This window comes from Streptomyces sp. NPDC001270 (genome assembly GCF_042896695.1).
Lineage (GTDB): Bacteria > Actinomycetota > Actinomycetes > Streptomycetales > Streptomycetaceae > Streptomyces.
Genome location: NZ_JBIAXM010000004.1, coordinates 365713 through 391829 on the forward strand (window position 1 = coordinate 365713; position 26117 = coordinate 391829).

At 72.4% G+C, this 26117-nt stretch carries 24 protein-coding genes; 17 read left to right on the forward strand and 7 right to left on the reverse strand.

The window, feature by feature from the left end:
* Window positions 1-160 precede the first annotated feature (160 nt).
* The 13 genes from ACFY2B_RS09790 to era all read left to right on the forward strand — a co-directional run bounded on the left by ACFY2B_RS09790 (window position 161) and on the right by era (window position 13427).
* Window positions 161-529: a histidine triad nucleotide-binding protein gene (locus ACFY2B_RS09790; RefSeq protein WP_390762603.1), complete on the forward strand. Its 369-nt coding sequence runs from the start codon at window positions 161-163 to the stop codon at window positions 527-529.
* Between the two features lie 6 nt (window positions 530-535).
* Window positions 536-1441, forward strand: coding sequence for a ribonuclease Z (locus tag ACFY2B_RS09795; RefSeq protein ID WP_390762604.1), 906 nt, complete (start codon window positions 536-538; stop codon window positions 1439-1441).
* 332 nt (window positions 1442-1773) lie between these two features.
* Window positions 1774-3234, forward strand: coding sequence for an enolase C-terminal domain-like protein (locus ACFY2B_RS09800; protein WP_390762605.1), 1461 nt, complete (start codon window positions 1774-1776; stop codon window positions 3232-3234).
* Between the two features lie 487 nt (window positions 3235-3721).
* Window positions 3722-4846 carry a carbohydrate kinase family protein gene (locus ACFY2B_RS09805; RefSeq protein WP_390762663.1) on the forward strand — a complete coding sequence of 375 codons (1125 nt, stop codon included), beginning with the start codon at window positions 3722-3724 and terminating at the stop codon, window positions 4844-4846.
* Window positions 4847-5108: 262 nt separating this feature from the next.
* Entirely contained in the window at window positions 5109-6179 is a 1071-nt protein-coding gene (locus ACFY2B_RS09810; protein WP_390762606.1) for a PhoH family protein, read from the forward strand.
* Between the two features lie 14 nt (window positions 6180-6193).
* Window positions 6194-6691, forward strand: coding sequence for an rRNA maturation RNase YbeY (ybeY, locus tag ACFY2B_RS09815; protein WP_376534434.1), 498 nt, complete (start codon window positions 6194-6196; stop codon window positions 6689-6691).
* Window positions 6692-6703: 12 nt separating this feature from the next.
* Window positions 6704-8008, forward strand: coding sequence for a hemolysin family protein (locus tag ACFY2B_RS09820; RefSeq protein ID WP_376534436.1), 1305 nt, complete (start codon window positions 6704-6706; stop codon window positions 8006-8008).
* Window positions 8005-8364, forward strand: a complete 360-nt coding sequence (locus tag ACFY2B_RS09825; protein WP_376534438.1) for an MmcQ/YjbR family DNA-binding protein — start codon at window positions 8005-8007, stop codon at window positions 8362-8364. The genes ACFY2B_RS09820 and ACFY2B_RS09825 overlap by 4 nt, the downstream gene beginning before the upstream one ends.
* A 144-nt stretch (window positions 8365-8508) precedes the next feature.
* Entirely contained in the window at window positions 8509-8862 is a 354-nt protein-coding gene (locus ACFY2B_RS09830; RefSeq protein WP_390762607.1) for a cytidine deaminase, read from the forward strand.
* A gap of 331 nt (window positions 8863-9193) precedes the next feature.
* On the forward strand, window positions 9194-9670 hold the full coding sequence (locus tag ACFY2B_RS09835) for a hypothetical protein (protein WP_390762608.1): 477 nt from the start codon (window positions 9194-9196) through the stop codon (window positions 9668-9670).
* Window positions 9671-9828: 158 nt separating this feature from the next.
* On the forward strand, window positions 9829-11157 hold the full coding sequence (locus ACFY2B_RS09840) for a beta-xylosidase (RefSeq protein ID WP_390762609.1): 1329 nt from the start codon (window positions 9829-9831) through the stop codon (window positions 11155-11157).
* 105 nt (window positions 11158-11262) lie between these two features.
* The gene (locus ACFY2B_RS09845) at window positions 11263-12273 is read left to right on the forward strand and encodes a WxL protein peptidoglycan domain-containing protein (RefSeq protein WP_390762610.1); all 1011 of its coding nucleotides are present in this window, start codon (window positions 11263-11265) and stop codon (window positions 12271-12273) included.
* Between the two features lie 200 nt (window positions 12274-12473).
* Complete coding sequence (era, locus tag ACFY2B_RS09850) at window positions 12474-13427, forward strand: GTPase Era (protein ID WP_390762611.1); 954 nt, start codon at window positions 12474-12476, stop codon at window positions 13425-13427.
* 66 nt (window positions 13428-13493) lie between these two features.
* On the opposite strand, the gene ACFY2B_RS09855 is transcribed toward era, so the two are convergent.
* Window positions 13494-14342 carry a helix-turn-helix transcriptional regulator gene (locus tag ACFY2B_RS09855; protein WP_390762612.1) on the reverse strand — a complete coding sequence of 283 codons (849 nt, stop codon included), beginning with the start codon at window positions 14340-14342 and terminating at the stop codon, window positions 13494-13496.
* A 122-nt stretch (window positions 14343-14464) separates the two neighbouring features.
* Between ACFY2B_RS09855 and ACFY2B_RS09860 the strand changes: the two genes are divergently transcribed.
* Window positions 14465-15328: an NAD-dependent epimerase/dehydratase family protein gene (locus ACFY2B_RS09860; protein ID WP_390762613.1), complete on the forward strand. Its 864-nt coding sequence runs from the start codon at window positions 14465-14467 to the stop codon at window positions 15326-15328.
* Window positions 15329-15453: 125 nt separating this feature from the next.
* Here the strand turns inward: ACFY2B_RS09860 and ACFY2B_RS09865 are convergent, their stop codons facing one another.
* The 4 genes from ACFY2B_RS09865 to ACFY2B_RS09880 all read right to left on the reverse strand — a co-directional run bounded on the left by ACFY2B_RS09865 (window position 15454) and on the right by ACFY2B_RS09880 (window position 19644).
* A complete protein-coding gene (locus ACFY2B_RS09865) occupies window positions 15454-16710 on the reverse strand; it encodes an MFS transporter (RefSeq protein WP_390762614.1) in 1257 nt (418 codons plus the stop codon).
* Window positions 16707-18020 carry a GH1 family beta-glucosidase gene (locus ACFY2B_RS09870; RefSeq protein WP_390762615.1) on the reverse strand — a complete coding sequence of 438 codons (1314 nt, stop codon included), beginning with the start codon at window positions 18018-18020 and terminating at the stop codon, window positions 16707-16709. Before ACFY2B_RS09870 ends, ACFY2B_RS09865 begins: the two co-directional genes overlap by 4 nt.
* A gap of 273 nt (window positions 18021-18293) precedes the next feature.
* Entirely contained in the window at window positions 18294-18560 is a 267-nt protein-coding gene (locus tag ACFY2B_RS09875) for a protealysin inhibitor emfourin (protein WP_390762616.1), read from the reverse strand.
* Between the two features lie 22 nt (window positions 18561-18582).
* The gene (locus ACFY2B_RS09880; protein ID WP_390762617.1) at window positions 18583-19644 is read right to left on the reverse strand and encodes a M4 family metallopeptidase; all 1062 of its coding nucleotides are present in this window, start codon (window positions 19642-19644) and stop codon (window positions 18583-18585) included.
* 337 nt (window positions 19645-19981) lie between these two features.
* Between ACFY2B_RS09880 and leuA the strand changes: the two genes are divergently transcribed.
* From leuA to ACFY2B_RS09895, 3 genes are all read left to right on the forward strand, one after another.
* Window positions 19982-21703, forward strand: coding sequence for a 2-isopropylmalate synthase (leuA, locus tag ACFY2B_RS09885; protein ID WP_390762618.1), 1722 nt, complete (start codon window positions 19982-19984; stop codon window positions 21701-21703).
* 218 nt (window positions 21704-21921) lie between these two features.
* Window positions 21922-22617, forward strand: coding sequence for a TerB family tellurite resistance protein (locus ACFY2B_RS09890; protein ID WP_390762619.1), 696 nt, complete (start codon window positions 21922-21924; stop codon window positions 22615-22617).
* Between the two features lie 152 nt (window positions 22618-22769).
* The gene (locus tag ACFY2B_RS09895; RefSeq protein WP_390762620.1) at window positions 22770-23957 is read left to right on the forward strand and encodes an exo-alpha-sialidase; all 1188 of its coding nucleotides are present in this window, start codon (window positions 22770-22772) and stop codon (window positions 23955-23957) included.
* Between the two features lie 160 nt (window positions 23958-24117).
* Here the strand turns inward: ACFY2B_RS09895 and ACFY2B_RS09900 are convergent, their stop codons facing one another.
* Both ACFY2B_RS09900 and ACFY2B_RS09905 read right to left on the reverse strand, forming a co-directional pair.
* Complete coding sequence (locus tag ACFY2B_RS09900) at window positions 24118-25053, reverse strand: dihydrodipicolinate synthase family protein (RefSeq protein ID WP_390762621.1); 936 nt, start codon at window positions 25051-25053, stop codon at window positions 24118-24120.
* The gene (locus tag ACFY2B_RS09905) at window positions 25050-26114 is read right to left on the reverse strand and encodes an oligopeptide/dipeptide ABC transporter ATP-binding protein (RefSeq protein ID WP_390762664.1); all 1065 of its coding nucleotides are present in this window, start codon (window positions 26112-26114) and stop codon (window positions 25050-25052) included. Before ACFY2B_RS09905 ends, ACFY2B_RS09900 begins: the two co-directional genes overlap by 4 nt.
* Between the last annotated feature and the right edge of the window lie 3 nt (window positions 26115-26117).

The window sequence follows — 26117 nt, forward strand, 5'->3', positions numbered from 1 at the left end:
GGCGGCTGCGGCGCCCGGCGGAGCGCGGGAGGCCGCGCGGCCGGCCCGACGGCGCCGCGGCCGGCCGGCGCGGCTCGGGCGCCGTTCCCGGCGGCCGGGCGTCGACCGCCCTCGCTACCATGCACCCGTACCAGATCATCCGGCGTGAGGAGGCACACGCATGGCAGGGGAACAAGCGGACGGAACACCGCGGGACGACTGCCTGTTCTGCAAGATCGTCGCGGGCCAGATCCCGGCGACGATCATCCGTGAGACCGAGACCACGCTCGCCTTCCGGGACATCAACCCCCAGGCGCCCACGCACGTCCTGGTGATCCCCAAGGCGCACTACCGCGACGCGGCCGAACTGGCCTCCGCCGCTCCGTCGCTCGCCGCGGACGTGCTGCGCGAGAGCAAGGCCGTCGCCGACGAGGACAAGCTGGAGAGCTACCGCACCGTCTTCAACACCGGCAGCGGCGCCGGCCAGACGGTCTGGCACGCCCACGCGCACGTCCTCGGTGGCCGCGGCATGCAGTGGCCCCCCGGATAGACCGCCGTGTCCGTCCGTGAACTGGTGGTGCTCGGCACCGCCAGTCAGGTCCCCACCCGGCACCGCAACCACAACGGCTACCTGCTGCGGTGGGACGGGGAGGGGATCCTCTTCGACCCCGGCGAGGGCACCCAGCGCCAGATGCTGCGGGCCGGGGTCGCCGCCCACGACCTGAACCGGATCTGCGTCACCCACTTCCACGGGGATCACGCGCTGGGCCTGGCCGGGGTGATCCAGCGGATCAACCTGGACCGGGTGCCGCACGAGGTCACCGCCCACTACCCGCGCTCCGGGCAGCGCTTCTTCGACCGGCTGCGGTACGCCACCGCCTACCGGGAGACCGTCGAGCTGACCGAGGCACCGGTGGACCGCGACGGCACCCTCGCGGCGAGCCCCGCGTACACCCTCCAGGCCCGCAGACTGTCGCACCCCGTCGAGTCGTACGGCTACCGCCTCGTCGAGCCCGACGGGCGCCGGATGCTGCCCGAACGGCTCGCCGCGCACGGGATCGCGGGACCGGACGTCGGACGGCTGCAACGCGCGGGCGTCCTGCGCGGTGTGACGCTCGACGACGTCAGCGAGGTGCGGCGCGGGCAGCGGTTCGCGTTCGTCATGGACACCCGGCTGTGCGACGGGGTGCACGCGCTGGCCGAGGGCTGCGACCTGCTCGTCATCGAGTCCACCTTCCTGGACGAGGACGCCGGACTGGCCGCGGAGCACGGGCACCTGACCGCCGGACAGGCCGCCCGCGCGGCCCGGGACGCCGGGGTGCGACAGCTGGTGCTCACCCACTTCAGCCAGCGCTACCCGGACCCGGATCTCTTCGAGCGGCAGGCCCGGGCCGCGGGCTTCGAAGGGGAGCTGACCGTGGCGTACGACTTGCTGCGCGTGCCGCTTCCCAAGCGCAGGTGAGACAGCCGGGACCGGTTGTGCGGTGAGCCGGTGACCGGTCGCGGTCGCGGTCGCGGTTGCGGTGAGGCGGTGAGGCGGTGACCGGTCGCGGTGAGGTGGTGACCGGTAGTGGTGGCGCGGAGACCAATTGTGGCGACCGGATCGGCCGGCTCGGGTGGCGCCCTGGTGGCCATTGACGCCCGCTGTTCGCGTACCTAACCTCTGTTTTCATATGTGGATGACGGCCGCGTGGGGAGATGAGCACGGGTGACCACCCAGACGGGCACGGCGGGGCACCTGGGCGACCTGGGAACCCGGCCGGCCACCGGACTCGACCTCGTGGGAGCCGCCCTGTGACCCGGGACCTGACCATCGCCGAGACCCGGCTGACCCCGATCCTCGTAGCCGACCCGCCGCTGCTGAACACGCAGGGCGTGCACCAGCCGTACACGCCCCGGCTGATCATCGAGGTGATCACCGCGGACGGCGTCACGGGGATCGGCGAGACCTACGGGGACACCAAGTACCTGGAGTTGGCAAGGCCGTTCGCGCGTCGGCTGACCGGACGCCGGGTGTCCGACCTCAACAGCCTGTTCACCATCGTGGACGAGGTCGCCGTGGACTCCTCCCGGGTGAGCGAGGCCGTCGACGTCGGCGGCCTGCGCGGCGTCCAGACCGCCGACAAGCTCCGGCTGTCCGTCGTCTCCGGCTTCGAGGTCGCCTGTCTCGACGCCCTCGGCAAGACGCTCGGCCTGCCCGTGCACGCGCTGCTCGGCGGCAAGGTGCGTGACGCCGTCGAGTACAGCGCCTACCTCTTCTACAAATGGGCCGGCCACCCCGAGGGCGTCGCCCACGAGCGGGACGACTGGGGCGCGGCCCTCGACCCGGCCGGGATCGTCGAGCAGGCGCGGAAGTTCACGGACCGGTACGGCTTCACCTCCTTCAAGCTGAAGGGCGGCGTCTTCCCGCCCGCCGAGGAGATCGCCGCCGTGCGCGCCCTGGCCCGGGCCTTCCCCGGCCGCCCGCTGCGGCTCGACCCCAACGGCGCCTGGTCCGTCCCGACCGCGCTCACCGTGGCGAAGGAACTCGCCGACGTCCTCGAATACCTGGAGGATCCGGCGCTCGGCACCCCCGCCATGGCCGAGGTCGCCGCCGGGCTGAAAGGGCTGAAAGGGCCGGAACGACTGAGGCGGCCGGAAGGACCGAAGGGGCCGGAAGGACCGAAGGGGCCGGAAGGGCGGAAGGAGCGGAAGGAAGTGGATCCGGAGGGGCTGAAGGAGGCGGCGGGAAGCGCCTCGGACCAAGGCGGACCGCGACCGGACGGCTGGCTTCCACTGGCCACCAACATGTGCGTGACGACCTTCGCCGAGATCCAGGAGGCGTTCACCACGGGCGCCGTCCAGGTGGTGCTCTCCGACCACCACTACTGGGGCGGACTGCGCAACACCCAGCAACTCGCCGCCGTCTGCCGGACCTTCGGCGTCGGCGTCTCCATGCACTCCAACACCCACCTGGGGATCAGCCTGGCCGCGATGACCCACGTGGCGGCCACCCTCCCCGACCTGCACCACGCCTGCGACACCCACTACCCCTGGCAGTCGGAGGACGTCCTCACCGAACGCCTCACCTTCACCGGCGGCAGCCTCACCGTGCCGGACGCGCCCGGCCTGGGTATCGAACTCGACCGCGACCGGCTGGAGTTCCTGCACCGCCGGTGGGTCGCCGACGACGGCGGGCTCAGGGAACGCGACGACGCGGCGGCGATGCGAGTCGTCGATCCCGAGTGGGTCACCCCGGCCGTCCCCCGATGGTGAGGTCCCTGTCGGTGAGGCCCCCGTCGTGAAATCCCCGTCGTGAAGTCTCCGTCGGAGAGGCCCCCGTCGCGAAGTCCCCGTCGCGAAGTCCCGTCGGTGGGGCCGGCGCGGGGGAGCGGTGTCGTCTCCGGCCGCCTCCGGGAGATGACCGGATCCGGACGGCACCCCGCCGGTGCCGTCCGGACCGTACCGAGAGCCGTGCCGAGATCCGTGCCGAGGGCCATGCCGAGAGTCGTGCCGAGGACCGAGTCGAGGCCGTACAGAAGGCCCCATTGGGCGGCGGCACCGGGTGACGGCACCGGCCGGCGGCGCGCGCCGCGCCGCCCGGTTCGCCCAGGATGACCGTTCCTCCGGGCGGCACCCGACCGTTCCCCCGGGCACCAAGGGGCGCTTCTGTGGCCCAAAGTGACCCCCGTTACGGAAAAAGGGTGCACACTGGCTTGATCCGTACCACGTCAGGGAGCACACCGTGACCGCGTCCAACGCGATGGCCCGAGAGGAACCGGAGCACCTCACCCAGCCGCAGCACGGGCAGGTCCACGTCGACCCGCTGGCCGCCCTGCGCGCGCCCGGCGACCCGCCCTGGGACGTCTACCTGACCGGCACCGTCTTCCTGGACATCATCTTCACCGGGCTCGACTCCGCCCCCGTGCGCGGCACGGAATCCTGGGCCCGCGGCATGGGATCCAGCCCTGGCGGCGTCGCCAACATGGCCGCGGCGCTGGCCCGGCTCGGCCTGCGGACCTCCCTCGCCGCGGCCTTCGGCGACGACCACTACGGCGAGTACTGCTGGGACGCGCTGGCCCAGGGCGAGGGCATCGACCTGTCCGCCTCGCGCACGGTCCCCGACTGGCACTCCCCGGTGACCGTCTCCATGGCCTACGAGAACGAACGCACCATGGTCTCCCACGGCCACGAGCCGCCCCCCGAGGGAACGGCCCCCGACTGCCCGCCACGCGCGCGTGCCGCGGTCGCGGCCCTGACCCCGGGCATCAGCGCCCCCTGGATCGCCCAGGCCGCACGCGAGGGCACCCGCATCTTCGCGGACGTCGGCTGGGACGACACGGGCGCCTGGGACCTGGCCGGGCTCACCGACCTGCACCACTGCGAGGCGTTCCTGCCCAACGCCGAGGAGGCGATGCGCTACACCGGTGCCGCCTGCCCGCGGGCTGCGGCGCACGCGCTGACCGACCACGTACCGCTGGCCGTGGTCACGCTCGGTGCCGAAGGCGCCTACGCGGTCGACCGGCGCACTGCGGAGACCGCCGAGGTCCCCGCCATCGCCGTGGAAGCCCTCGACCCGACGGGCGCCGGCGACGTCTTCGTGGCGGGTTTCGTCACCGGCACCCTGGCCGGCTGGCCGCTGGCGGACCGGCTGGCCTTCGCCGGACTCACCGCGGCGCTGTCCGTCCAGGAGTTCGGCGGCTCCCTGTCGGCCCCCGGCTGGGCGGAGATCGGGGCCTGGTGGCGGCGGGTGCAGTCGGTCGACGGCCAGGACCCGGCCGCACTGCGGCGGTACGCGTTCCTGGAGCGGCTGGTGCCGGAGGAACGGATCCGGCCGTGGCCCCGCCGCCGCGCGGTCCCCACGATCGGCTTCGGCCGCTCCGCGTGACGCCGGCCGGCCCCCCGCCGGCCGCTCGGCGTGCCGTCGGTCGGCATCCGCGCACCGCTCGGCGCGCCGCCGGCCGCCCCCCTCGGGCCCCGGCCGCCCGCCTCGGGCCCCACCTTGAGCCGTCCTCACCCTCCCCGTCCCATATCACCCGATGAAAAGCCCTACGGCGTTGTCGGTGCTCCGACGTAGTCTTGGAAGCGCGAGGCCGCCCTCAGCTACGCGGCCGTGACGAGGAGGAACCGCAGGCCTTAAGCGCCGGCCCATGACTCAGACACCCACAGCTCACAGCCCCGCGCAGGAGCAGGCGAGAGCACAGATCACGGTCCCCGCCCAGCACCCGATGGTCACCGTGCTGGGTTCCGGCGACTCCCTCCTGCGCGTGATCGAGACGGCCTTCCCGGCGGCCGACATCCACGTCCGGGGCAACGAGATCAGCGCGGTCGGCGACCCAGGTGAAGTCGCCCTCGTCCAGCGCGTGTTCGACGAGATGATGCTGGTGCTCCGCACCGGACAGCCGATGACGGAGGACGCAGTGGAACGCTCGATCGCCATGCTCAAGGCGAGCGAGAACGGGGAGAGCGACGGCCAGGAGACCCCGGCCCAGGTGCTGACGCAGAACATCCTGTCCTCGCGTGGCCGCACGATCCGCCCCAAGACCCTCAACCAGAAGCGCTACGTCGACGCGATCGACAAGCACACGATCGTCTTCGGCATCGGCCCCGCAGGTACCGGCAAGACGTACCTGGCCATGGCCAAGGCCGTCCAGGCGCTCCAGTCCAAGCAGGTCAACCGCATCATCCTGACCCGCCCGGCGGTCGAGGCGGGCGAGCGCCTCGGCTTCCTGCCCGGCACCCTCTACGAGAAGATCGACCCGTACCTGCGCCCGCTGTACGACGCCCTGCACGACATGATCGACCCGGACTCGATCCCGCGGCTGATGGCGGCGGGGACCATCGAGGTGGCGCCACTGGCGTACATGCGGGGCAGGACCCTCAATGACGCGTTCATCATCCTGGACGAGGCCCAGAACACCAGCCCCGAGCAGATGAAGATGTTCCTCACCCGGCTCGGCTTCGACTCCAAGATCGTGATCACGGGTGACGTGACCCAGGTGGACCTGCCGAACGGCACCAAGTCCGGTCTGCGGCAGGTCCAGGACATCCTGGACGAGGTGGACGACGTCCACTTCTCCCGGCTGTCGTCCCACGATGTCGTACGGCACAAGCTGGTGGGCCGTATCGTCGACGCGTACGAGAAGTACGACAGCAAGCACGGCACCGAGAACGGCACGCACAAGGGCGGCCGGAGCAAGGCCGGGCACAAGGGGAAGTAGACAAGCACCGCACCATGTCGATCGACGTCAACAACGAGTCCGGCACCGAGGTCGACGAGCAGGCGATCCTCGACATCGCCCGCTACGCACTCGCACGGATGCGCATCCACCCGCTCTCCGAACTCTCGGTGATCGTCGTGGACGCCGATGCCATGGAACAGCTGCACATCCAGTGGATGGACCTGCCGGGCCCGACCGATGTCCTGTCCTTCCCGATGGACGAGCTGCGGCCGCCCGGCAAGGACGAGGACGAGCCGCCGCAGGGACTCCTCGGCGACATCGTGCTGTGCCCGGAGGTCGCGGCGAAGCAGGGGGCGGAGGCCCCGACGCAGCACTCCATGGACGAGGAACTCCAGCTGCTCACCGTCCACGGAGTGCTGCACCTGCTCGGCTACGACCACGAGGAGGCCGACGAGAAGGCCGAGATGTTCGGCCTCCAGGCGGCCATCGTCGACGGCTGGCGCGCGGAGAAGGGCCTGACCGGCCCGTCCCCGGCGCCCACGGTCTCCTAGGCGGGGCCCGCCATGAGCGCACAGATCGTCCTCGGCGCGGTCGCGCTGGTCGTCGTCGCCTGGCTCGCCGCCTGTGCGGAGGCGGGCCTCGCGCGCGTGTCCAGCTTCCGGGCCGACGGGGCCGTGAAGTCCGGCCGCCGCGGCAGCGCCAAGCTCGCCCAGGTGGCCGCCGACCCCACCCGTTACCTCAACGTCGCGCTGCTGGTCCGGGTGGCCTGCGAGATGGCCGCGGCGACCCTGGTGACCTACGCCTGCCTGGAGGAGTTCCCCGGCTCCACCGCCGAGGCCCTGCTCGTCGCGGTGGCCGTCATGGTCCTCGTGTCGTACGTCGCCGTCGGTGTCTCCCCGCGCACCATCGGCCGCCAGCATCCGCTCAACACGGCCACCGCGGCGGCCTATGTACTGGTGCCGCTGGCCCGGGTGATGGGCCCGATCCCGTCGCTGCTCATCCTCATCGGCAACGCGCTCACCCCCGGCAAGGGCTTCCGCCGTGGCCCGTTCGCCTCCGAGGCGGAGCTGCGCGCGCTGGTCGACCTGGCCGAGCAGGAGTCGCTGATCGAGGACGACGAGCGCCGGATGGTGCACTCGGTGTTCGAACTCGGCGACACCCTGGTGCGGGAGGTCATGGTCCCGCGGACCGACCTGATCGTCATCGAGCGGTACAAGACCATCCGCCAGGCCCTCACCCTGGCCCTCAGATCCGGTTTCTCGCGCATACCGGTCACCGGTGAGAGCGAGGACGACATCGTCGGGATCGTGTATCTGAAGGACCTGGTCCGCAAGACGCACATCAGCCGTGAAGCGGAGAGCGACCTGGTGTCCACGGCCATGCGGCCCGCCGTCTTCGTGCCCGACACCAAGAACGCCGGCGATCTGCTGCGGGAGATGCAGAAGGAGCGCAACCACGTCGCGGTCGTCATCGACGAGTACGGCGGCACGGCCGGCATCGTCACCATCGAGGACATCCTGGAGGAGATCGTCGGCGAGATCACCGACGAGTACGACCGCGAACTGCCGCCCGTGAAGGAACTGGGCGACGACCGCTACCGGGTCACGGCCCGTCTGGACATCACCGACCTCGGCGAGTTGTACGGGATCGAGGAGTACGACGACGAGGACGTCGAGACGGTCGGCGGGCTGCTCGCGAAGGCACTGGGCCGGGTGCCGATCGCCGGTGCCTCGGCAGCCGTGGAGCTGCCGGACGGCCGGGAGGTGCGGCTGACGGCGGAGGCCGCGGCCGGACGCCGGAACAAGATCGTGACCGTGCTGGTGGAGCCGGTGAGCCCGGCGGAGGAGCCGGTCAAGGAGGACGAGTGACGCCCGGGGAGCTGCGTTCGTTCTGCCTCTCCTTCAACGCGTCGGTGGAGGACTTCCCGTTCAACCCGGAGACCTCGGTCTTCAAGGTGCTGGGCAAGGTCTTCGCGCTGACCGGCCTGGACGGCCGCCCCCTGAAGGTCAGCCTGAAGTGCGACCCGGAGGACGCGGTCCGGCTGCGTGCCGACCACCCGGGCCTGATCGTGCCGGGCTGGCATCTGAACAAGCGGCACTGGAACACCGTCACGGTGGACGGCGAACTCCCGGACCGGCTCGTCCGGGAACTCGTCGAGGATTCGTACGACCTCGTCGTGGCCGGTCTGCCGCGAGCCGACCGACTCCGCCTCGACCGCCCCTGAGACGATCGGCCGCTGAGACGACCGCCCCTGAAGGCGACTCCCTGAGGCGACTGTTCCTGAGAGTCCGTGTCCGAGGAGTCGTCCGCGCTCGGGGCCGACACCCCGTCGCGGGCCGTCCGGTCGGGGCCTTCGTATGCTCGGGGCATGACCGACAGCACCGGGCTCGACCCCGAGGACCGCAAGATCGTCACCCTGGCCCGTTCCACGCGCGCCCGCAACGGCGTGCCCGAGGGCGCGGCGGTACGGGACGAGACCGGCCGTACGTATGTCGCCGGGACCGTCGACCTCGCCTCGCTGCGGCTCAGCGCCCTGCGGACGGCGGTGGCGATGGCGGTGGCGTCCGGGGCGACGTCGCTGGAGGCGGCGGCCGTGGTGACCGGGGCGGAGGGCGTGTCCGCGGAGGACCTGGCGGCCGTACGGGATCTCGGCGGACCGGGCACACCCGTGCTGGTGGCCGGGGCCGACGGGGTCGTGCGGCTGACCCTGTCGGCGGACTGACCGGAGCGGTTCCGGAAACCCTCCGGAGGGGTCCCTGAGCGGTTCCGGAGGAGTTCCGGAGGGTCGAACGGTCCGGCCGCCCGGTCCCGCCGATTCCCCTACCGTCCCCGGCCGAGCGGTCGTCCGGGCCGCCCGGCCGAATAGGCCGGATTTCCACCTTGCCGCCGCCGTTGCCGCGCGCATCAATGGAACCGCAAGTACCCGACGGACCGTCAGATCCTGGCCCCCTCAGAGTGCCCGCACCCACCTGGTCCGGGGCCGTCCGTCGGCGCGTACCTCCCGTCCATCCCCACATGGCATTCCCAGGCAACGGGAAGGGAGCCGGATCCCCATGAGAGGCAAGCGAACAGCAACTGGTGCGGCACTGGCGGTCGGGGCCCTCGCGGTCACCGGGCTGGCCTTCGCGCCCACCGCCCTGGCGGTCAGCCCGCAGTCGGCGACGCTCACCGCGGACTGCGGGACCTTCGGCGGCGGCGCGGCCACGCTCACCGCCACGCAGAGCGGCACCGCGGCGACCATGACCCTCAAGTCCACCGCGGTCACCGCACCGCTCGCGCTGTCGGCGGACTCGATCACGTCCAAGCTCACGCTGGTCAGGGCGAGCGGCGGCACGGTGGTGTTCAGCGGCAAGAAGAACCCCGCCATGGCCGCCGGTGACCCCGTCTCCGTCGGCCCGCTCAGCGGCACCGTGGCGTCCGGCGACAGCCTGGAGGCATACGGCGGCTCGCTGCAGATGACGGTCTTCGGCATCACCATCACCTGTAAGGCGACCGGCAAGCAGTCGCCGGGACCGTTCGTGTTCGACTGAGCCCGCTGAACGACCCGACGGGCAGGCCGCGGCAGGAAAGCTGACACATTGTCAGTTTTCCTGCCGCATCTCCATTGACTTCTCACGCTACCTCCACATCAATGGCCCCCTGGCGGCGCAGCCCAGCCGCTGCGCCCGCAACCCTCAGGAGGGGGCCCATGGGTTCGACACTCCGAAGATCCGCACGGTGGCGCTGGGCATCGCTGCTCGGCGCGACCGCGCTCGCGGTCACCGCGGGCGGCGCCCTGGCCTGCCCGGCCGGCGCCGAGGGCAGCAATGTGGACTTCGCCACGCACTGCATCCCGCCCGCCATCGCGGGCCTGCCGCCCATTGACGGCACCACCACCGCGAACATCTCGGTGGACGACACGAGTCCCGCGGTCGGCGACACCGTCACCGTGACCTACACGGTGGTCACGGCCGCCGCAGGCAACCCCACCGACCTCGCCCTGCCGGCCGACATCATGACCCCGACCGGGAAGGTCACCCTCGGCGGCGCACAGAGCGGAAGCATCACGGTCACGGGGCCGAAGAAGAACGTACCCGTGCCGGGGAAGGGCGCTTTCCCGTCGTTCTCCATGACCGGGACGTTCACCGTCACCTCGCCCGGCGCGATCACCCTGTCGCCCGGTGACTACAACATCCACACCAGCTACATCCTCGAACTGGACACGCCCTGCACGGTCACCGACCCGCCCGCCCCGGTGTCCGAGACCGTCACGGCGACCTCTGGCACCCCCGCCAACACCCGTGCCATCTCGCTGAGTTCGGCCTCGGGCGACCCGGGGGCCGCGGTCACCGTGAGCGGCAGCGACTTCACGCCCGGCGTGAGCGTCACACTGGCCGGGCGGTCCGGGGCCGCGCAGACCGCGGACACGGCGACCGTGACCGCGAACGCCCAGGGTTCCTTCAGCGGTTCCCTCGTCGTCGACGACCCGGCCACGACCGGGATCGTGGCCTACGAGGGCAGCGCCTGGAACGCCGACCTGGGTGCCGGACCGGCGGCCTACGTCGTAGGCGGCACCACGCCCGTCCCCGACGGCAGCCAGAAGCTGACCACCACCGTCAGGGCGGGCACGCTGTCCATGTCCCAGGCCGGGGACTCCGTCGCGCTGTCGGCGGTCGACTTCGGCCAGGGCGGCGCCTCGACGGGCGACCTGCGGACGGTGACCGTCAAAGACTTCCGCGGCGGGCCCGCGGGCTGGTCCCTGACCGGCAAGGTCACCGACTTCACCGGTCCGGGCGGCCGGATCGCCGCCGGGAAGCTGAGCTGGTCTCCCGCCTGCGCGGCCAAGGAGGGCAGCCCGAGCACCTGCGCGGCCGGTTCGCCGGGCACCGTGGGCGCCTCGGGGGCCACGCTGGCGCAGACCCCCGACGGGACGCTCACCGGCGGTGAGTTCACCGTGGACGCCGGGCTGTCCCTGGACGTACCGGCGTTCACGCCCCCGGGCGCGTACTCCGGCGTCCTCACGCTCACCCTCACCTGACCGCACCCGACACCGGTGGCCGGGCGCCCCTCCACCCGGGGCCGCACCCGGAGGGGTCCGCACCCGCCCGACCGCCACGACCTACGCCCGTGGGGGTCCGCACCCATGCGCAAGCCGTACGCCCTTCTGCTGAGCCTGTGCTGTCTGCTCCTCGGTCTCACGGCCACGCCCGCGCGGGCCGCCGACAACGGCAGCTGGTCCGTCCACCCGGTCTCCTCCGAGGCCGCCGCGCGCCCGTACTTCTACCTCTCCGCCGACCCCGGCCAGACCATCGACGACGAGGTGGCCGTCGCCAACAAGACCGCCGAACCCCTCACCTTCCGGCTGTACGCGGCCGACGCCTACAACACCGCCCGGGACGGCGGCTTCGCCGTGCGGACGGCCGACGAGCGGATGCGGGGGGTCGGCGCCTGGGCGAAGCCCGCGACGTCCCGGGTCACCGTCCCAGGACACCGCACCGTCAAGGTGCCCTTCACCCTGCGCGTCCCCGACGACGCCGAACCGGGCGACCACCCGGGCGCGATCGTGGCGATCGACGAGCGGATCGACCCGGGCGCCGGATCGGTGGCGCTCGGCGTGCGGCGGGCGGTCGGCGCCCGCGTCTATCTGCGGGTGAGCGGCCCCGCGGTGCCCGCGCTCGCCGTCGAGGACGTCCACGTCGCCCACCGGCAGCCGCTCGTCCCCGGTCTCGGCGACAGCACCGCGACCGTCTCCTACACCCTGCACAACACCGGCAACGTGACCCTCGACCCGAAGGTGGAGCTGACGGCGCGGGGCCTGTTCGGCCGTACGCTGCTGGCGCGCGACCTGACCGGGATGCCCGCCGAACTGCTGCCCGGTCAGCGGGTCCGGCTCACCGAGCGCTGGCGGAACGCGCCCCAGTTCGACTGGGGGAAGGTCACGTTGACGGCGCACGCGACCGGCACCCGGCAGTCGGCGAGCGCCGCGTTCCTCGCCCTGCCGTGGCTGGCGGCGGCGGTGTGTGCCGCGGCCGTGGTGGGCGCCGCCCTCCTGGTCCGGGCCCGCAGGGCACGCCGGTCCCGCGCCCGCCGCCCGTCCGCACCCGTACGCCCGGCACAGCCGACGGAGACCACGACGGGCCGCGCACGGCCGTGACGCCCGCCGGTGCGCGCGGCGGGCCGGGCGGGACTGCGATGCCGGCTGCTTCCTGCGTCGGGACTGCGATGCCGGCCGCTTCCCGCCACGGTCCGGGCGTGACCGTGACGTCCGCCGCTTCCCACGGGGACCCGGTGGGGACTTCGGCACCGGCCGTCCGCCGTACCGAGCCGGGTTCGGGATCAGGGACAATGGGCGGCATGAGCGTTCGTACCCAGTCATCCGAGCAGCCGGCCGAGGCCCTACACCGCGCCGGCTTCGCCTGCTTCGTGGGCCGGCCCAACGCGGGCAAGTCCACCCTCACGAACGCGCTGGTCGGGCAGAAGGTGGCGATCACCTCGAACCGGCCGCAGACCACCCGGCACACCGTACGGGGCATCGTGCACCGTCCCGACGCCCAGCTGATCCTGGTCGACACCCCCGGCCTGCACAAGCCGCGCACGCTGCTGGGCGAGCGGCTGAACGACGTGGTCCGCACCACCTGGGCCGAGGTGGACGTGATCGGCTTCTGTCTGCCCGCCGACCAGAAGATCGGCCCCGGCGACCGCTTCATCGCGAAGGAACTGGCCGGGATCAGGAAGACCCCGAAGGTCGCCGTCGTCACCAAGACCGACCTGGTGGACTCCAAGGCCCTCGCCGAACAGCTGATCGCCATCGACGCGCTGGGCAAGGAGCTGGGCTTCGAGTGGGCGGAGATCGTCCCGGTGTCGGCGGTCGGCGACAAGCAGGTGGAACTCCTCGCCGACCTGCTGGTCCCGCTGCTGCCCGAGGGCCCGGCGCTGTACCCCGAGGGTGACCTCACGGACGAGCCCGAGCAGGTCATGGTGGCCGAGCTGATCCGCGAGGCCGCGCTGGAGGGCGTCCGGGACGAGCTGCCGCACTCCATCGCCGTGGTCGTCGAGGAGATGCTCCCGCGCGAGGACCGCCCCGCGGACCGGCCGCTGCTGGACATCCACGCCAACCTCTACATCGAACGCTCCAGCCAGAAGGGCATCGTCATCGGCCCCAAGGGCAAGCGCCTGAAGGACGTGGGCATCAAGTCCCGCAAACAGATCGAGGCACTGCTGGGCACGCCGGTCTTCCTCGACCTGCACGTGAAGGTGGCCAAGGACTGGCAGCGCGACCCCAGGCAGCTGCGCAAGCTCGGTTTCTAGTGCCTGCCGAGGCACTAGCGCCGGGGCACGGGACACCGCGGGTGCCGCCCGCACCCGGCCGGGCGGTCAGGGCCGGGTCGCTGTCATGTCCTGTAGGCCCAGCACGCACAGCAGCCGGAGCCGTTCGTGGGACTCGGTGCCCGGCCGGGCCGTGTGGATGACGAGGTGATGGTGCTGCTCGTCGTCGAGCAGCACCTCGCAGTCCATCTCCAGCAGACCCACCAGCGGATGCCGGAACCGCTTCGTCGTCGCGCGGCGCACGGCGACCTCGTGCTGCTCCCACAGCCGGGCGAACTCCTCGCTGGCCGCCCGTAGTTCGGCGACCAGCGCGGCCGGTTCGGGGTCCGTGGGGCGGGCCGCCGCCACCGCCCGCAGCCCGGCCACGTGCTGGCGCGCATGCTCCGCCCGGTCCTCCGCCGGGATCACCTGGCGGGCGGCCGGCTCCAGGAAGAACCGGCGGATCAGGTTGCGCTCGCCGGGCGGCCGGCCGGCCAGGTCGCCCGAGAGCGCCCGCGACGCCGCGTTCTGGGCGAGGACCTCACCGCAGTCCGTGATCACCAGCGCGGGGGTGTCGTCCAGCCGGTCCAGGACCAGCAGCAGGCCGGGGCGCACGTGCCCGGACGCGGCCTCGCGGCGCGGCGGTTCCTCGCCCGCCAGATGGAAGAGGTGGTCGCGTTCGTCGTCCCGCAGGCGCAGCGCGCGGGCCAGCGCGGTCAGGATCGGGCGGGACGGGCGCGGGCCGCGGGACTGCTCCAGACGCGCGTAGTAGTCGACGGACATGCCCGCCAGGGAGGCCACCTCCTCGCGGCGCAGGCCGGGCGTACGCCGCCGCGGGCCCGCGGTCAGACCCACGTCGCGCGGGTCCAGCCGGGCACGGCTGCGGCGCAGGAAGTCGGCGAGTTCGGCTCGGTTCACCCCTTCACCCTGGCCCAGTCCGCCCGGCTTATCCAGGGCCTCCCGATCCTCTGATCGGGCGGTCTCTCCCGGTGGTCGCCCGTCCGCCCCAGGGTGGAGGCACCAACCGAGAGGAACAGATCATGCTGACACTCGTCACCGGCGCCACCGGACAGGTCGGCCGCGGCCTGGTGCCCCGGCTGCTCGCGCAGGCCGGGCCCGACGAGCGCGTCCGGGTCCTGGTGCGGGACGAGAACCGCGCCGCCGCCTACGCCGACCTGGGCGCCGAGGTCACCGTGGGTGACCTCCGTGACACCGACGCGCTGGGCAGGGCCGTCGCCGGGGCCGACGCCGTCGTCAATGTCGCCGCCGCCTTCCGGGGCGTACCCGAGGAGGAGGCGCTGGCCGTCAACCGGGACGCGGCCCTGGAGCTGGGCCGGGCCGCCGTCGCCGCGGGCGTACGGCGTTTCGTGCAGGTGAGCACCGGCCTGGTGTACGGCGCCGGACGCGCCCGCCCGCACGTCGAGGACGACGACAGCGTGCCCGGCGGGGACCTGTGGGGCGCCTACCCGCAGTCCAAGGCGGCGGCCGAGCGCGCGCTGCTGTCCGACGCGGCCTTCGCCCCGCTCGACGTCCGGGTGGGCCGCCTCGCCTTCGTGTACGGCGACGGCGACCCGCATCTCGCCCGGTCGGTGAGCCGGCTCGCCGACTGGCCTGCGGCCAAGCGCTTCCACCTGGTCCACGTGGCCGACGTCGCCCTGGGGCTGACGCGGCTGCTGTACGCCCCCGGCGTCACCGGCCGCGTCTACAACATCGCCGACGACACCGCGGTCACCGCACTGGACATCCACGGCATCCTCGGCGTCGGCCTGCACGAGGAGGCCCACACCCGGACCGACCCCGATCCCTGGTACGGCGTCCTGTCCACCGACCGCATCCGGCGCGAACTGGGCTTCCGCCCGCTGTACCCGACGGTGTGGACGGCCCGGGACGCGGGCGCCCTGTGACGGCCCCGGCGGCCGGGTAGGGCCCGCCCGGCGCGGCGGCTGCCTGCCGGAGCACCGAGCGGGCCGGGTGACTCCGCTGCGCCGCGGACGAACGACGGCACCACGCGACGCTTCCGGCGGAGCGCTCAGTCGACTCCCCTGATCCGGCCCACCAGGACCGCCCCGGCCAGTCCGATCGCTGCCGACACCAGGTACAGCACCCGGTAGCCGCCGAGGTAGGTGACGATCGGCGCGGCCAGGGCAGGGGCCGCGACCTGGGGCAGGGCGTTGGCGATGTTGATGACGCCCAGGTCCTTGCCCCGGTCGAGGGCCGTCGGCAGGACGTCGGTCATCAGCGCGAAGTCCACCGAGGTGAAGACCCCGAAGCCGACGCCGAGGACCGCCGCCGCCACGATCGCCCCCGGCCAGGTCTGCCACGCCGACAGCGCGGCCGTCGCCACCGCCATCAGCACGCCCGACCAGAGAACGAACGGCTTGCGGCGGCCCACCCGGTCCGACCACAGCCCGCCGGCCACGACCGTGCCCAGCAGCGTCAGACCGTTGACCGCCGTCAGGATCAGCACGCCCTGCTCCGGGTCGTGGTAACCGACCCGGTCCCGCAGGTAGTACAGGAGGTAGAGCAGGACGAGGGAATTGCTCAGGTTGATCAGGAACCGGGTCAGCCACGCCCAGCCGAGGTCGGGGTGGCGGCGCGGGCTCACCAGGAAACCGGCGAGGAAGCCCCGCCAGGACCAGGGCGGCCGGTCCGCGACGGCCAGCCGCAGGTCCGGGTGGCCGAGCACGTACGGCGCCACCCCGAGCAGCGTGAACGCGGCGCACGCCGCATAGCCCGCGCCGGTGCCGCCCGCCGCCGTCGCAAGACCGGTCCCGCCGACCACGCCGAGGATCTGCGCCGCCCCCAGCCAACCGCCCACCACGCCCCGCTGGAGCCGGGGCACCCGGTCCGGCACCGCCGCCGTGACCGCAGCGAAGGCCGCGTTCAGGGTCAGCTGGACCAGGCACCAGCCCAGCAGCATCGTCCCCATCCCGCGCGCGCCCGCGAGCAGCAGCAGCGACACCGCGCCGCCCGCCGCGCCGGCCACGATCCAGGGCGTACGGCGGCCCCGGGCGGACGTCGTACGGTCCGACAGCGCGCCGAAGAACGGATTCGCCGCCAGCGACACTACCGCGCCCGCGGCGGTCACCCAGGCCAGCATCGTCTCCTTGGACATCCCGGAACCGGGCGCGAAGTCCTCGGCCTGGGCGGCGAGCAGGATCTGCAACGGCCCGAACCAGCCCACCCAGATGGCCCCGTTGGCGAGCGAGAGCGCCGCCGTCCAGCCCCGGCCGACCCGCTCGACGGGCTCGGCCAGGGCGTCGTCGGGCGGGTCGGCCGTGGTCACCTCTGCGCCCGCAGCAGCTCCTGGAACCAGCCGTAGGACGTCTTCGGGGTGCGCTCCTGGGTGTCGTAGTCGACGTGCACCAGGCCGAAGCGGCGGGCGTAGCCCTCGGCCCATTCGAAGTTGTCGAGCAGCGACCAGACGAAGTAGCCGCGCACGTCCACGCCCGCCTCGACCGCCCGGTGCAGCGCCCTGATGTGGCCGTCGAGGTAGGTGATCCGCTCCTGGTCGTCGATGCCCTCGTACGAGCAGCCGTTCTCGGTGATCACCACCGGCGGCAGCCGGTCGCCGTAGCGGTCCCGGAAGGCGGTCAGCAGCTCCGTCAGGCCCTCCGGGACCACCGGCCAGCCGAAGTCCGTCACCGGGCGGCCCTCGATCTCCCGTACCGAGAAGGGGAGTTCGGCCGGGATGGTCAGCCCGCCGACCTCGCTCTCCGTGTCCTGCGGGGCGCCCACCCGGGTCGGCGCGTAGTAGTTGACGCCGTACCAGTCGACCGGCTCGGCGATGACCTTGAGGTCCGCGTCGACGTCGCCCGGCAGCAGTTCGCCGATCCCCTCCGGGTACTGCCCGAGGAGCAGCGGATCGGCGAACAGGCGGTTCAGCAGGACGTCGTAGAAATCGGCCGCCGCCAGGTCCTCGGGCGCGGTGGACGCGGGCCAGGTCGGGCCGTGGGAGTTGGCGATGCCGATGTCGGCGGCGCCGGCCGCGCGCAGCGCCCGTACCGCGAGGCCGTGGGCGAGGAGCTGGTGGTGGGCGACCGGAAGCGCGTCGAACAGGAGCCGCCTGCCGGGGGCGTGGGCGCCCAGCGCGTGCCCCAGCAGGGTGTGTTCGGCCGGTTCGTTGAGGGTGATCCACTTGGTGACGCGGTCGCCGAGCCGGGCGGCGACCAGTGCCGCGTACTCGGCGAAGCGCTGCGCGGTGTCCCGGTCGAGCCAGTCCAGCCGGACGGGCAGGTCCCAGTGGAAGAGGGTCGGGACGGGGCGTATCCCGGCCGCGCACAGCTCGTCCACCAGACGGTCGTAGAAGTCCAGTCCGCCGGGGGAGTTCACCCTGGGCCAGGAGACCGAGAAGCGGTACGCGTCCACGCCGAGGCGGGCCAGCAGCGCCACGTCCTCGCGGTAGCGGTGGTAGTGGTCGCAGGCCACCGCCGCCGTGGAGCCGTCCTTCACGCGCCCCGGCTCGGCGGTGAACACGTCCCACACGGAGGGCTCACGCGCGTCCACCGCCCCCTCGATCTGGTGGGCCGAGGTCGACACCCCCCACAGGAAGCCGTCCGGGAACCGGGGAATCGGATCACCTGCATCAGTCACCATGAGCGGGATCATCCGTACCCGCGGTAACGGAAGTCAACGCCCTTGATGGGAAAAGGTGGTTGACCACTCCACCGCCCAGGGCCACGCCCCCGAAGGGGCGCGGGGAACTGGGGGTCCCCCCTGTTCGAGCGAAGCCGAGAACTTGGGGGAGCGCCCAGCCACGACGCACCCGCAGACGCCCGCCGGCACGTCACCCCCCTGCCGTCGGCACCCGCCGGCATCAGAGTGCCCCCCACACCGGCGCGACGCCCACCTGCCCACCCAGCGGAGCGCTCACGCTCCTTCGTTGAGCACCCGCGAGATCAACGCCCGCTGGTCCGCCGTCAGATGGGGATCCGTCGCATACACCGTCCTTCCGTCCACCGTGATCTCGTAGTGGAAACCGTCCGGCACTCCGGCGGGCGGGGAGCCCCGGCCGGCGGACAGTGCCCGCTCGGCCAGGGACGTCCAGTCGGCGGCGTCGGGCCGCCCCGAGGTGTCCACCTCGGCGTGCCGCTCGATGCCCGCGAACCCGCCCGTGCGCCTCACCTGAATCCGCATGGGTCCTTGTGTAGTACGGAACCTAGGCGGTCCGCACCCCGACCTGCTCCCACGCCTTCAGTACGGCCTGGTGCTCCTCGCTCTCGCCGTAGCGGGCGCGGGCCGCCGCGACCGTCAGCTCGGCGAAGTCGGTGAACTGGGCGTCCGCCGCCAGCTCGCCGCCGGTCAGCACGTCGTACCAGATCTGCCCGGCCCGCTCCCAGGCGTTGCCGCCCAGCGCGGTGGCGACGCGGTAGAAGGCGTGGTTGGGGATGCCGGAGTTGATGTGGACGCCGCCGTTGTCCCGGCTGGTCCTGACGTAGTCGTCCATCGTCGCGGGCTGCGGGTCCTTGCCCAGGTCCGGGTCGTCGTAGGCCGTGCCCGGTGCCTTCATCGAGCGCAGCGCCTCGCCGTGGACGTTCGGTCCGAGCAGGCCGGCGCCGATCAGCCAGTCGGCGTCCGTGGCGCTCTGGCCGAGCGCGTACTGCTTGATCAGTGCCCCGAAGACATCCGAGACGGACTCGTTGAGCGCTCCGGACTGGCCGTAGTACTCCAGGTTCGCCGTGTACTGGGTGACGCCGTGGGTCAGCTCGTGGCCGATCACGTCCACGGGGATGGTGAAGTCGAGGAACAGCTCGCCGTCGCCGTCGCCGAACACCATCTGCTCGCCGTTCCAGAAAGCGTTGTCGTACTTCTCGCCGTAGTGGACGGTGGCGATCAGCGGCAGTCCCGCGTCGTCGATCGAGTGCCGGTCGTAGACCTTGAGGTACAGGTCGAACGTGGCGCCGAGACCCGCGTGCGCGCGGTTGACGGCTGCGTCCTTGGCGGCCCCGTCGTTCTCGGCGTGCACCTTCCTGCCCGGCAGGGTCTCGGCGCCGTGGGCGTCGTAGACGGTGCGGTCCGGTTTGCCGGACGGTGCGCCGGTCGGTGCGACGGCGCTGCGGACCGCGGTGATCCTGCGCCGGGTGCGTTGCAGGGCGTCCTGTTCGAGGGTGCGCCGCGCGGGCCCGGCGACGGCGGAGTCCTCGTGCTGGGCGAGCTTGTCGAGAACGTGCGGCGGGACGATGGTGCAGAAGACGGGCTCGAAGCCCCCGTTCGTCGTCATGCCCGCACCTTTGCACTGTGTTATCGCAATGTCACTACCAGCAACCATGATTGGTGAAATACCGTGCCAAGGGGCCCGGCCCGGTCATACGCAATGGTATGGCGCGGATTTTGTCCGCCCTGTACGTCGGGTCCCGCATGCTGATACGGACCCGCGCATACCGCGGGCCTCGGCTAGGCTGCTCGGCATCATGCGTTTCGGGCTGCTTCTCCTTAGCTGCCGCGGCGAGGGCCTGTAGTCGAGGCCGACCCCCTCCCCGCGGAGCTTGGCGTTGTCTCGTCGGCCGTCCTGCCGGACACCGGATCCCACCGGATTTCTTCGAGGAGCCCACGCCATCATGGTCAACCGCCAGCAGCCCAGTTCCCTGCCGATCCACAAGTACGGCCGGTACGAGCAGGTGGACATCCCCGACCGCACCTGGCCGAACCAGCGGGTCACCGTCGCCCCCCGCTGGCTCTCCACCGACCTGCGTGACGGCAACCAGGCCCTGATCGACCCCATGTCGCCCGAGCGCAAGCGCCGGATGTTCGACCAGCTGGTCAAGATGGGCTACAAGGAGATCGAGGTCGGTTTCCCGGCCTCGGGCCAGACCGACTTCGACTTCGTGCGCTCGATCATCGAGGAAGAGGGCGCGATCCCGGACGACGTCACCATCTCCGTGCTGACCCAGGCCCGCGAGGACCTGATCGAGCGCACGGTGGAGTCCCTGAAGGGCGCCAGGCGTGCCACCGTCCACCTGTACAACGCCACCGCGCCGGTCTTCCGCCGGGTCGTCTTCCGCGGCTCCAGGGACGACATCAAGCAGATCGCCGTCGACGGCACCCGGCTGGTGATGGAGTACGCCGAGAAGCTGCTGGGCCCCGAGACGGAATTCGGCTACCAGTACAGCCCCGAGATCTTCACCGACACCGAGCTGGACTTCGCGCTGGAGGTCTGCGAGGCGGTGATGGACGTCTACCAGCCCGGACCGGGCCGCGAGATCATCCTCAACCTGCCCGCCACGGTGGAGCGCTCGACCCCGTCCACGCACGCGGACCGCTTCGAGTGGATGCACCGCAACCTGTCCCGCCGCGAGCACGTCGTGCTGTCGGTCCACCCGCACAACGACCGCGGCACGGCGGTCGCCGCCGCCGAACTGGCCCTGATGGCCGGCGCCGACCGCATCGAGGGCTGCCTGTTCGGGCAGGGCGAGCGCACCGGCAACGTCGACCTGGTCACCCTCGGCATGAACCTGTTCTCGCAGGGCGTCGACCCGCAGATCGACTTCTCCGACATCGACGAGATCCGTCGTACGTGGGAGTACTGCAACCAGATGGAGGTCCACCCGCGCCACCCGTACGTGGGCGACCTGGTCTACACGTCCTTCTCCGGCTCCCACCAGGACGCCATCAAGAAGGGCTTCGACGCCATGGAGGCCGACGCGAAGGCCGCCGGCGTCACCGTCGACGACATCGAGTGGGCGGTGCCGTACCTGCCCATCGACCCCAAGGACGTCGGCCGCTCCTACGAGGCGGTCATCCGCGTCAATTCGCAGTCCGGCAAGGGCGGCATCGCCTACGTCCTGAAGAACGACCACAAGCTGGACCTGCCGCGCCGGATGCAGATCGAGTTCTCGAAGATCATCCAGGCGAAGACGGACGCCGAGGGCGGCGAGATCACCCCGGGTGACATCTGGGCCGCCTTCCGTGACGAGTACCTGCCGAACCCGGACAACCCCTGGGGTCGCATCCAGGTCAGGACCGGCCAGTCGACCACCGACACCGACGGCGTGGACGCGCTCACCGTCGAGGCCACGGTCGACGGCGAGGACACCGTGCTGACCGGCTCCGGCAACGGACCGATCTCGGCCTTCTTCGACGCCCTGCACGCCATCGGTGTCGACGTGCGACTGCTCGACTACCAGGAGCACACGATGAGCGAGGGCGCCTCCGCGCAGGCCGCCTCGTACATCGAGTGCGCGATCGGCGACAAAGTCCTGTGGGGCATCGGCATCGACGCGAACACGACGCGTGCGTCACTGAAGGCCGTCGTCTCCGCCGTCAACCGCGCGACCCGCTGAACCCCTCTGACCAGCGGTTTCATGGGCCCGGCCGGGGTGTACGACGGTCGGGCCCACGTCGTTTACCAGCCACTTCGGCGAGGAGGTAACGGAAAGGTCTCGTACGGGGTACTGACTCCGCATCGCCGATGTGGCTAACATCACGCACACGCGGCGACGTTGCCGCGTGGGCGCCGCCCACGCCGTTTGCGGCAGTGGGGGAGTTACGGAGGTGCGACGTGCTGCCAGTACGGGGACGAGACGGCCGTGCCACCAGGCTTGCCCGCATTCTGGGCACCCGCACCGCATGGACACCCGTCGCGGACGGCGAGTTCTTCTGCCCCGGCTGCGGGGGTGACCGCAACTACCAGCGGCTCACCGGCCGCCGCCGCTTCATCCTGCTCGGCGTGCCCGTGCTGCCGCGCGGCACCGCGGGACCCGTCGTCGAGTGCGCGGCCTGCCGCCACCACTACGGCACCGACGTCCTCGACCACCCGACCACCTCCCGCTTCTCCGCGATGCTCCGCGACGCCGTGCACACCGTCGCCCTCGCGGTGCTGGCCGCGGGCGGCTCCTGTGCCCGTACCTCGCTGGCCGCCGCCGCCAGCACGGTCCGCGCCGCCGGGTTCGCCGACTGCACCGAGGACCAGCTCGGCGCGCTGGTCGAGGCGCTGGCCGCGGACACCGGCCGGGTCTTCGAGCAGCCGGGCGGCGCCGGCCTGGCGATAGAGCTGCACGAGGCCCTGGACCCGCTCGCCCCGCACCTCGCTCCCGGCGGGCGCGAGTCCATCCTGTTGCAGGCCGCCCGGATCGCCCTCGCCGACGGCGCCTACACCCCCGCCGAACGCGATGTCCTCGCCACCGTCGGAGCCGCCCTGACCATCTGCTCCGACGACGTGACCCGGCTGCTGGCGGCGGCCCGCACGCCGTCCTGACCGCCCCGGTCACCCCCATGGGCGTATCCCGGCACGCGACCGCCGCCCGCGGTACCAACGCGCCAACCGGCCGCCGTGGGGCGCGCGTCAGTGGTGTTCGCGGTGGTGAACGTGGAGCGGCCGACGGTGCGTGCGCCCTCATAATGAGATCGATGAGCGTCCTGAGCCGCGCCCTTCTCGCCGCCGCGGTGATCGCCGTGGCGGCCGCGCCCCCCGTCCTCGCCGGGCCCGCCTCCGCCGGGCCCGGCTGCACCTCCTCGGTGCCGTACGTCGCGGGCCAGGGCGGCTACGACACCTACCGCATCCCGGCCGTCGTCGAGACCCGCGCGGGCACGGTGCTCGCCTTCGCCGAGGGCCGGCACGACGGCGCGGGCGACAGCGGCGCCATAGACGTCGTCCTGCGCCGCTCCACCGACGGCGGCTGCTCCTGGGGACCGCTCGCGGTGGTCGCCGCCGGGCACGGGGACACCCGGGGCAACCCGGCCCCGGTCGTCGACCCGCGCACCGGCGCGATCGTGCTGCTCACCTCGTACAACAGCGGCGCGGTCACCGAGGCGCAGATCGTCCGCGGCGAGGTGACCCCCGAGCAGAGCCGCCGGGTGTTCGTGCAGCGCAGCCTCGACGACGGCCGGAGCTTCTCGGCACCGAAGGAGATCACGGCCGACGTGAAGCGGGCCGACTGGCGCTGGTACGCCACCGGGCCCGGCCATGCGGTGGCCCTGACCCGCGGCCCGCACGCGGGCCGGCTGGTCGTCGCCGCCGACCACTCGGCGGCCCCGCCGGCCGGCTCCGCCGACACCGGCCAGGAGCCCAAGTACTACGGCGGGCACGCCCTCTACAGCGACGACGGCGGATGCACCTGGCGGCTGGGCTTCGTCGACGACTCCTACGACGGCCTGGTCAACGCCAACGAGTCGACCGCCGCCCAACTCCCCGACGGCCGCCTCTACTTCAGCTCCCGGGACCAGAACGGCAGCCGCCCCGGCAACCGCCTCGACAGCTATTCCAGCGACGGCGGCCGGACCCTCGACCGGCCCTACGCCGTCCAGCCCACCCTGAACGACGTCCCCGTCGTCGAAGGATCGGTCCTGCAACTGAGCGGCCCGCACGCCCCGCTGCTGTTCTCGGCGCCGTCCGTGCCCAGCTCCCGCGAGGCGATGGCCGTGTGGCGCAGTACGGACGGCGGGGCGACGTTCACCAAGTCGGTGACGCTGTCGCTGGACAAGGCGGGGTACTCCGATCTCGTCCAGATCGATCAGGGGACGGTCGGTGTGCTCTACGAGACGGGGGTCTCGGGGGCGTACGAGACGATCGGGTTTCGGCTGTTGCCGGTGACGTGACCTGGCGGTCCGCTGGGGCGGTGGGGGTGGTGTTCGGCTACGGGTGCGTTGTGCTCTGCGGGCGGGCAGGGGCTGGTCGCGCACGCACGGCGCAGCCGTATGCCGATACAGCCCCGCGCCCCTTTGGAGGCGTTGCGGTCCCGCGTTTTTTCGTGGCGCCCTACAGCAGGCCCGCTGCCGCCAGGTATGTGCCGACCTGTTCTGTTTCCTCCGGGGACAGGGGGACCTGGGGGTCGGCCGTGGTGGCCGAGGGGATGATTCCGCGGAGGTGCAGGGCCGTCTTGAAGGCGCCGAGCGCCGATGAGCTGCCGCCCATGCGGGCCGGGTCACCGACGCCCACCATGCCGAACAGGGCGCACAGCCGTTCCTGCTCGGTCCGGGCGCCCGCCCAGTCGCCCGCTCGGCACAGCCGGTAGAGGCGGACGTAGCCGTGCGGGTCGACGTTGGCCAGGCCGGGGACCGCGCCGTCGGCGCCGAGCGCCAGGGCCGCGTCGGCGACCAGTTCGGAGCCGGTGAGCGCGGCGAAGCCGGTGCCGGCGCTCAGGCCCCGGGCGCCCGTCACGACCTCGCGGAAGCCGGCCAGGTCGCCGCTGGAGTCCTTCAGACCGGCGAGCACGCCGTCCGCGGCCAGCTCCAGCACCAGACCCGCGGGGAGCTTGGTGTGCACGGCCGCCGGGATGTCGTAGGCGATGACCGGGACGGGGCTGCGCTCGGCGACCAGCCGGAAGTGGCGGGCGGTCTCCGCCGGGTGGACGCGGGTGTAGAAGGGCGCGGTGACCACGACCGCGTCGGCGCCCGCCGACGTCACCGCCGCGACGTGGTCCAGCACCCGCGGTGTCGTCATGTCGATCGCGCCGGCCAGCACCGGCAGCCGGCCCGCCACGTGCGCCGTCACCGCCTGCACCACCTGCCGCCGCTGCCGGTCGGTGAGGTAGGCGGCCTCCGAGGTCGAGCCGAGTACGAACAGGCCGTGCACCCCGGCCTCCACCAGATGGTCGACGAGCCTGAGGAGCGCGGGGACGTCCACCTCGCGCTCCGGTGTCAGGGGAGTGCACACGGGCGGTACGACACCGGTGAGCGGGGCGGCAACGGTCATGACGGCTCCCTGGGAAGACTCTGGCGCACGAGGTCGCGGGTCGACTGGTCCTCCTCCACAGGATGATGACAGCGGTAGCGATGTCCGGGGTGCGACGCGGTCGAAAAGTCCGGAATATCCGATGAGCAGAGTGCGTCGGCCTTCCAGCAGCGGGTGCGGAACGGGCAGCCGCTCGGCGGGCGGGTCGCCGACGGCACCGGACCGGCCAGCGGAATCGGGTCGATCGGGTCGAGCAGACCGGGCGTCGCGGAGAACAGGGCGCGCGTGTACGGGTGCCGGGCCCGGTCCGTGACCCGGTCGGCGGGGGTCTCCTCGACGATCCGGCCGAGGTACATGGTGATCACCCGGTCACTCATCCGCCGTACCGTCTGGATGTCGTGCGACACGAAGACCAGCGCGAGACCCAGCCGCTCCCGCAGGTCCAGCAGCAGATTGAGGATCTGCGCCCGCACCGACACGTCCAGCGCGCTGGTCGGCTCGTCGGCGACCACCAGGTCCGGGTCGAGGGCCAGCGCGCGGGCGATGGCGACCCGCTGCCGCTGGCCGCCGGAGAGCTGGCCGGGCAGGGCGTCGGCGAGCGCGCCCGGCAGACCCACCAGGGACATCAGCTCGCGCACCCGCTCCGCACGGCCGGCCCGGGAGCCCCGGCCGTGCACGTCCAGCGGGTCCCGCAGGATCCGCCGGACGGGCAGCCGGCGGTTCAGGGCGGTCGACGGGTCCTGGAAGACCAGCCCGGTGCTCGCGCCGACCGTGGCCCGGCGCTCGGCGGCCGGCATGGACCACAGGTCGCGGCCCTTGAACGACACCGTGCCCGCCGTCGGCCGCTCCACCCCCACCAGCAGCTTCGCCAGCGTCGACTTGCCGCACCCGGACTCGCCGACCACACCCACCGTCTCACCGGGCGCGACGGTGAGGTCGGCCCCGGTCAGGGCGTACACCCGGTCCCGTGCGAACAGTCCGCCGCTGCGCGCCCGGTGGACCACGTGGGCGTCGCGCAGCTCCACCAGCGCGCTCGCTCGGCCGCCGGTTGCGCGGTTGCCGGTCGTTGGACCGCCGGTCACTCG

What these genes read in the sequence shown, in the direction of transcription:
- ACFY2B_RS09845 (WP_390762610.1), top strand. Translation starts at nt 11,263, where the DNA reads ATGCGCAAGCCGTACGCCCTTCTGCTGAGCCTGTGCTGTCTGCTCCTC.
- ACFY2B_RS09840 (WP_390762609.1), top strand. Translation starts at nt 9,829, where the DNA reads ATGGGTTCGACACTCCGAAGATCCGCACGGTGGCGCTGGGCATCGCTG.
- ACFY2B_RS09870 (WP_390762615.1), bottom strand. Translation starts at nt 18,020, where the DNA reads ATGGTGACTGATGCAGGTGATCCGATTCCCCGGTTCCCGGACGGCTTC.
- ACFY2B_RS09805 (WP_390762663.1), top strand. Translation starts at nt 3,722, where the DNA reads ATGGCCCGAGAGGAACCGGAGCACCTCACCCAGCCGCAGCACGGGCAG.
- leuA (WP_390762618.1), top strand. Translation starts at nt 19,982, where the DNA reads ATGGTCAACCGCCAGCAGCCCAGTTCCCTGCCGATCCACAAGTACGGC.
- ACFY2B_RS09900 (WP_390762621.1), bottom strand. Translation starts at nt 25,053, where the DNA reads ATGACCGTTGCCGCCCCGCTCACCGGTGTCGTACCGCCCGTGTGCACT.
- ACFY2B_RS09820 (WP_376534436.1), top strand. Translation starts at nt 6,704, where the DNA reads ATGAGCGCACAGATCGTCCTCGGCGCGGTCGCGCTGGTCGTCGTCGCC.
- ACFY2B_RS09790 (WP_390762603.1), top strand. Translation starts at nt 161, where the DNA reads ATGGCAGGGGAACAAGCGGACGGAACACCGCGGGACGACTGCCTGTTC.
- ACFY2B_RS09875 (WP_390762616.1), bottom strand. Translation starts at nt 18,560, where the DNA reads ATGCGGATTCAGGTGAGGCGCACGGGCGGGTTCGCGGGCATCGAGCGG.
- ACFY2B_RS09830 (WP_390762607.1), top strand. Translation starts at nt 8,509, where the DNA reads ATGACCGACAGCACCGGGCTCGACCCCGAGGACCGCAAGATCGTCACC.
- ACFY2B_RS09880 (WP_390762617.1), bottom strand. Translation starts at nt 19,644, where the DNA reads ATGACGACGAACGGGGGCTTCGAGCCCGTCTTCTGCACCATCGTCCCG.
- ACFY2B_RS09895 (WP_390762620.1), top strand. Translation starts at nt 22,770, where the DNA reads ATGAGCGTCCTGAGCCGCGCCCTTCTCGCCGCCGCGGTGATCGCCGTG.
- ACFY2B_RS09810 (WP_390762606.1), top strand. Translation starts at nt 5,109, where the DNA reads ATGACTCAGACACCCACAGCTCACAGCCCCGCGCAGGAGCAGGCGAGA.
- era (WP_390762611.1), top strand. Translation starts at nt 12,474, where the DNA reads ATGAGCGTTCGTACCCAGTCATCCGAGCAGCCGGCCGAGGCCCTACAC.
- ACFY2B_RS09860 (WP_390762613.1), top strand. Translation starts at nt 14,465, where the DNA reads ATGCTGACACTCGTCACCGGCGCCACCGGACAGGTCGGCCGCGGCCTG.
- ybeY (WP_376534434.1), top strand. Translation starts at nt 6,194, where the DNA reads ATGTCGATCGACGTCAACAACGAGTCCGGCACCGAGGTCGACGAGCAG.
- ACFY2B_RS09835 (WP_390762608.1), top strand. Translation starts at nt 9,194, where the DNA reads ATGAGAGGCAAGCGAACAGCAACTGGTGCGGCACTGGCGGTCGGGGCC.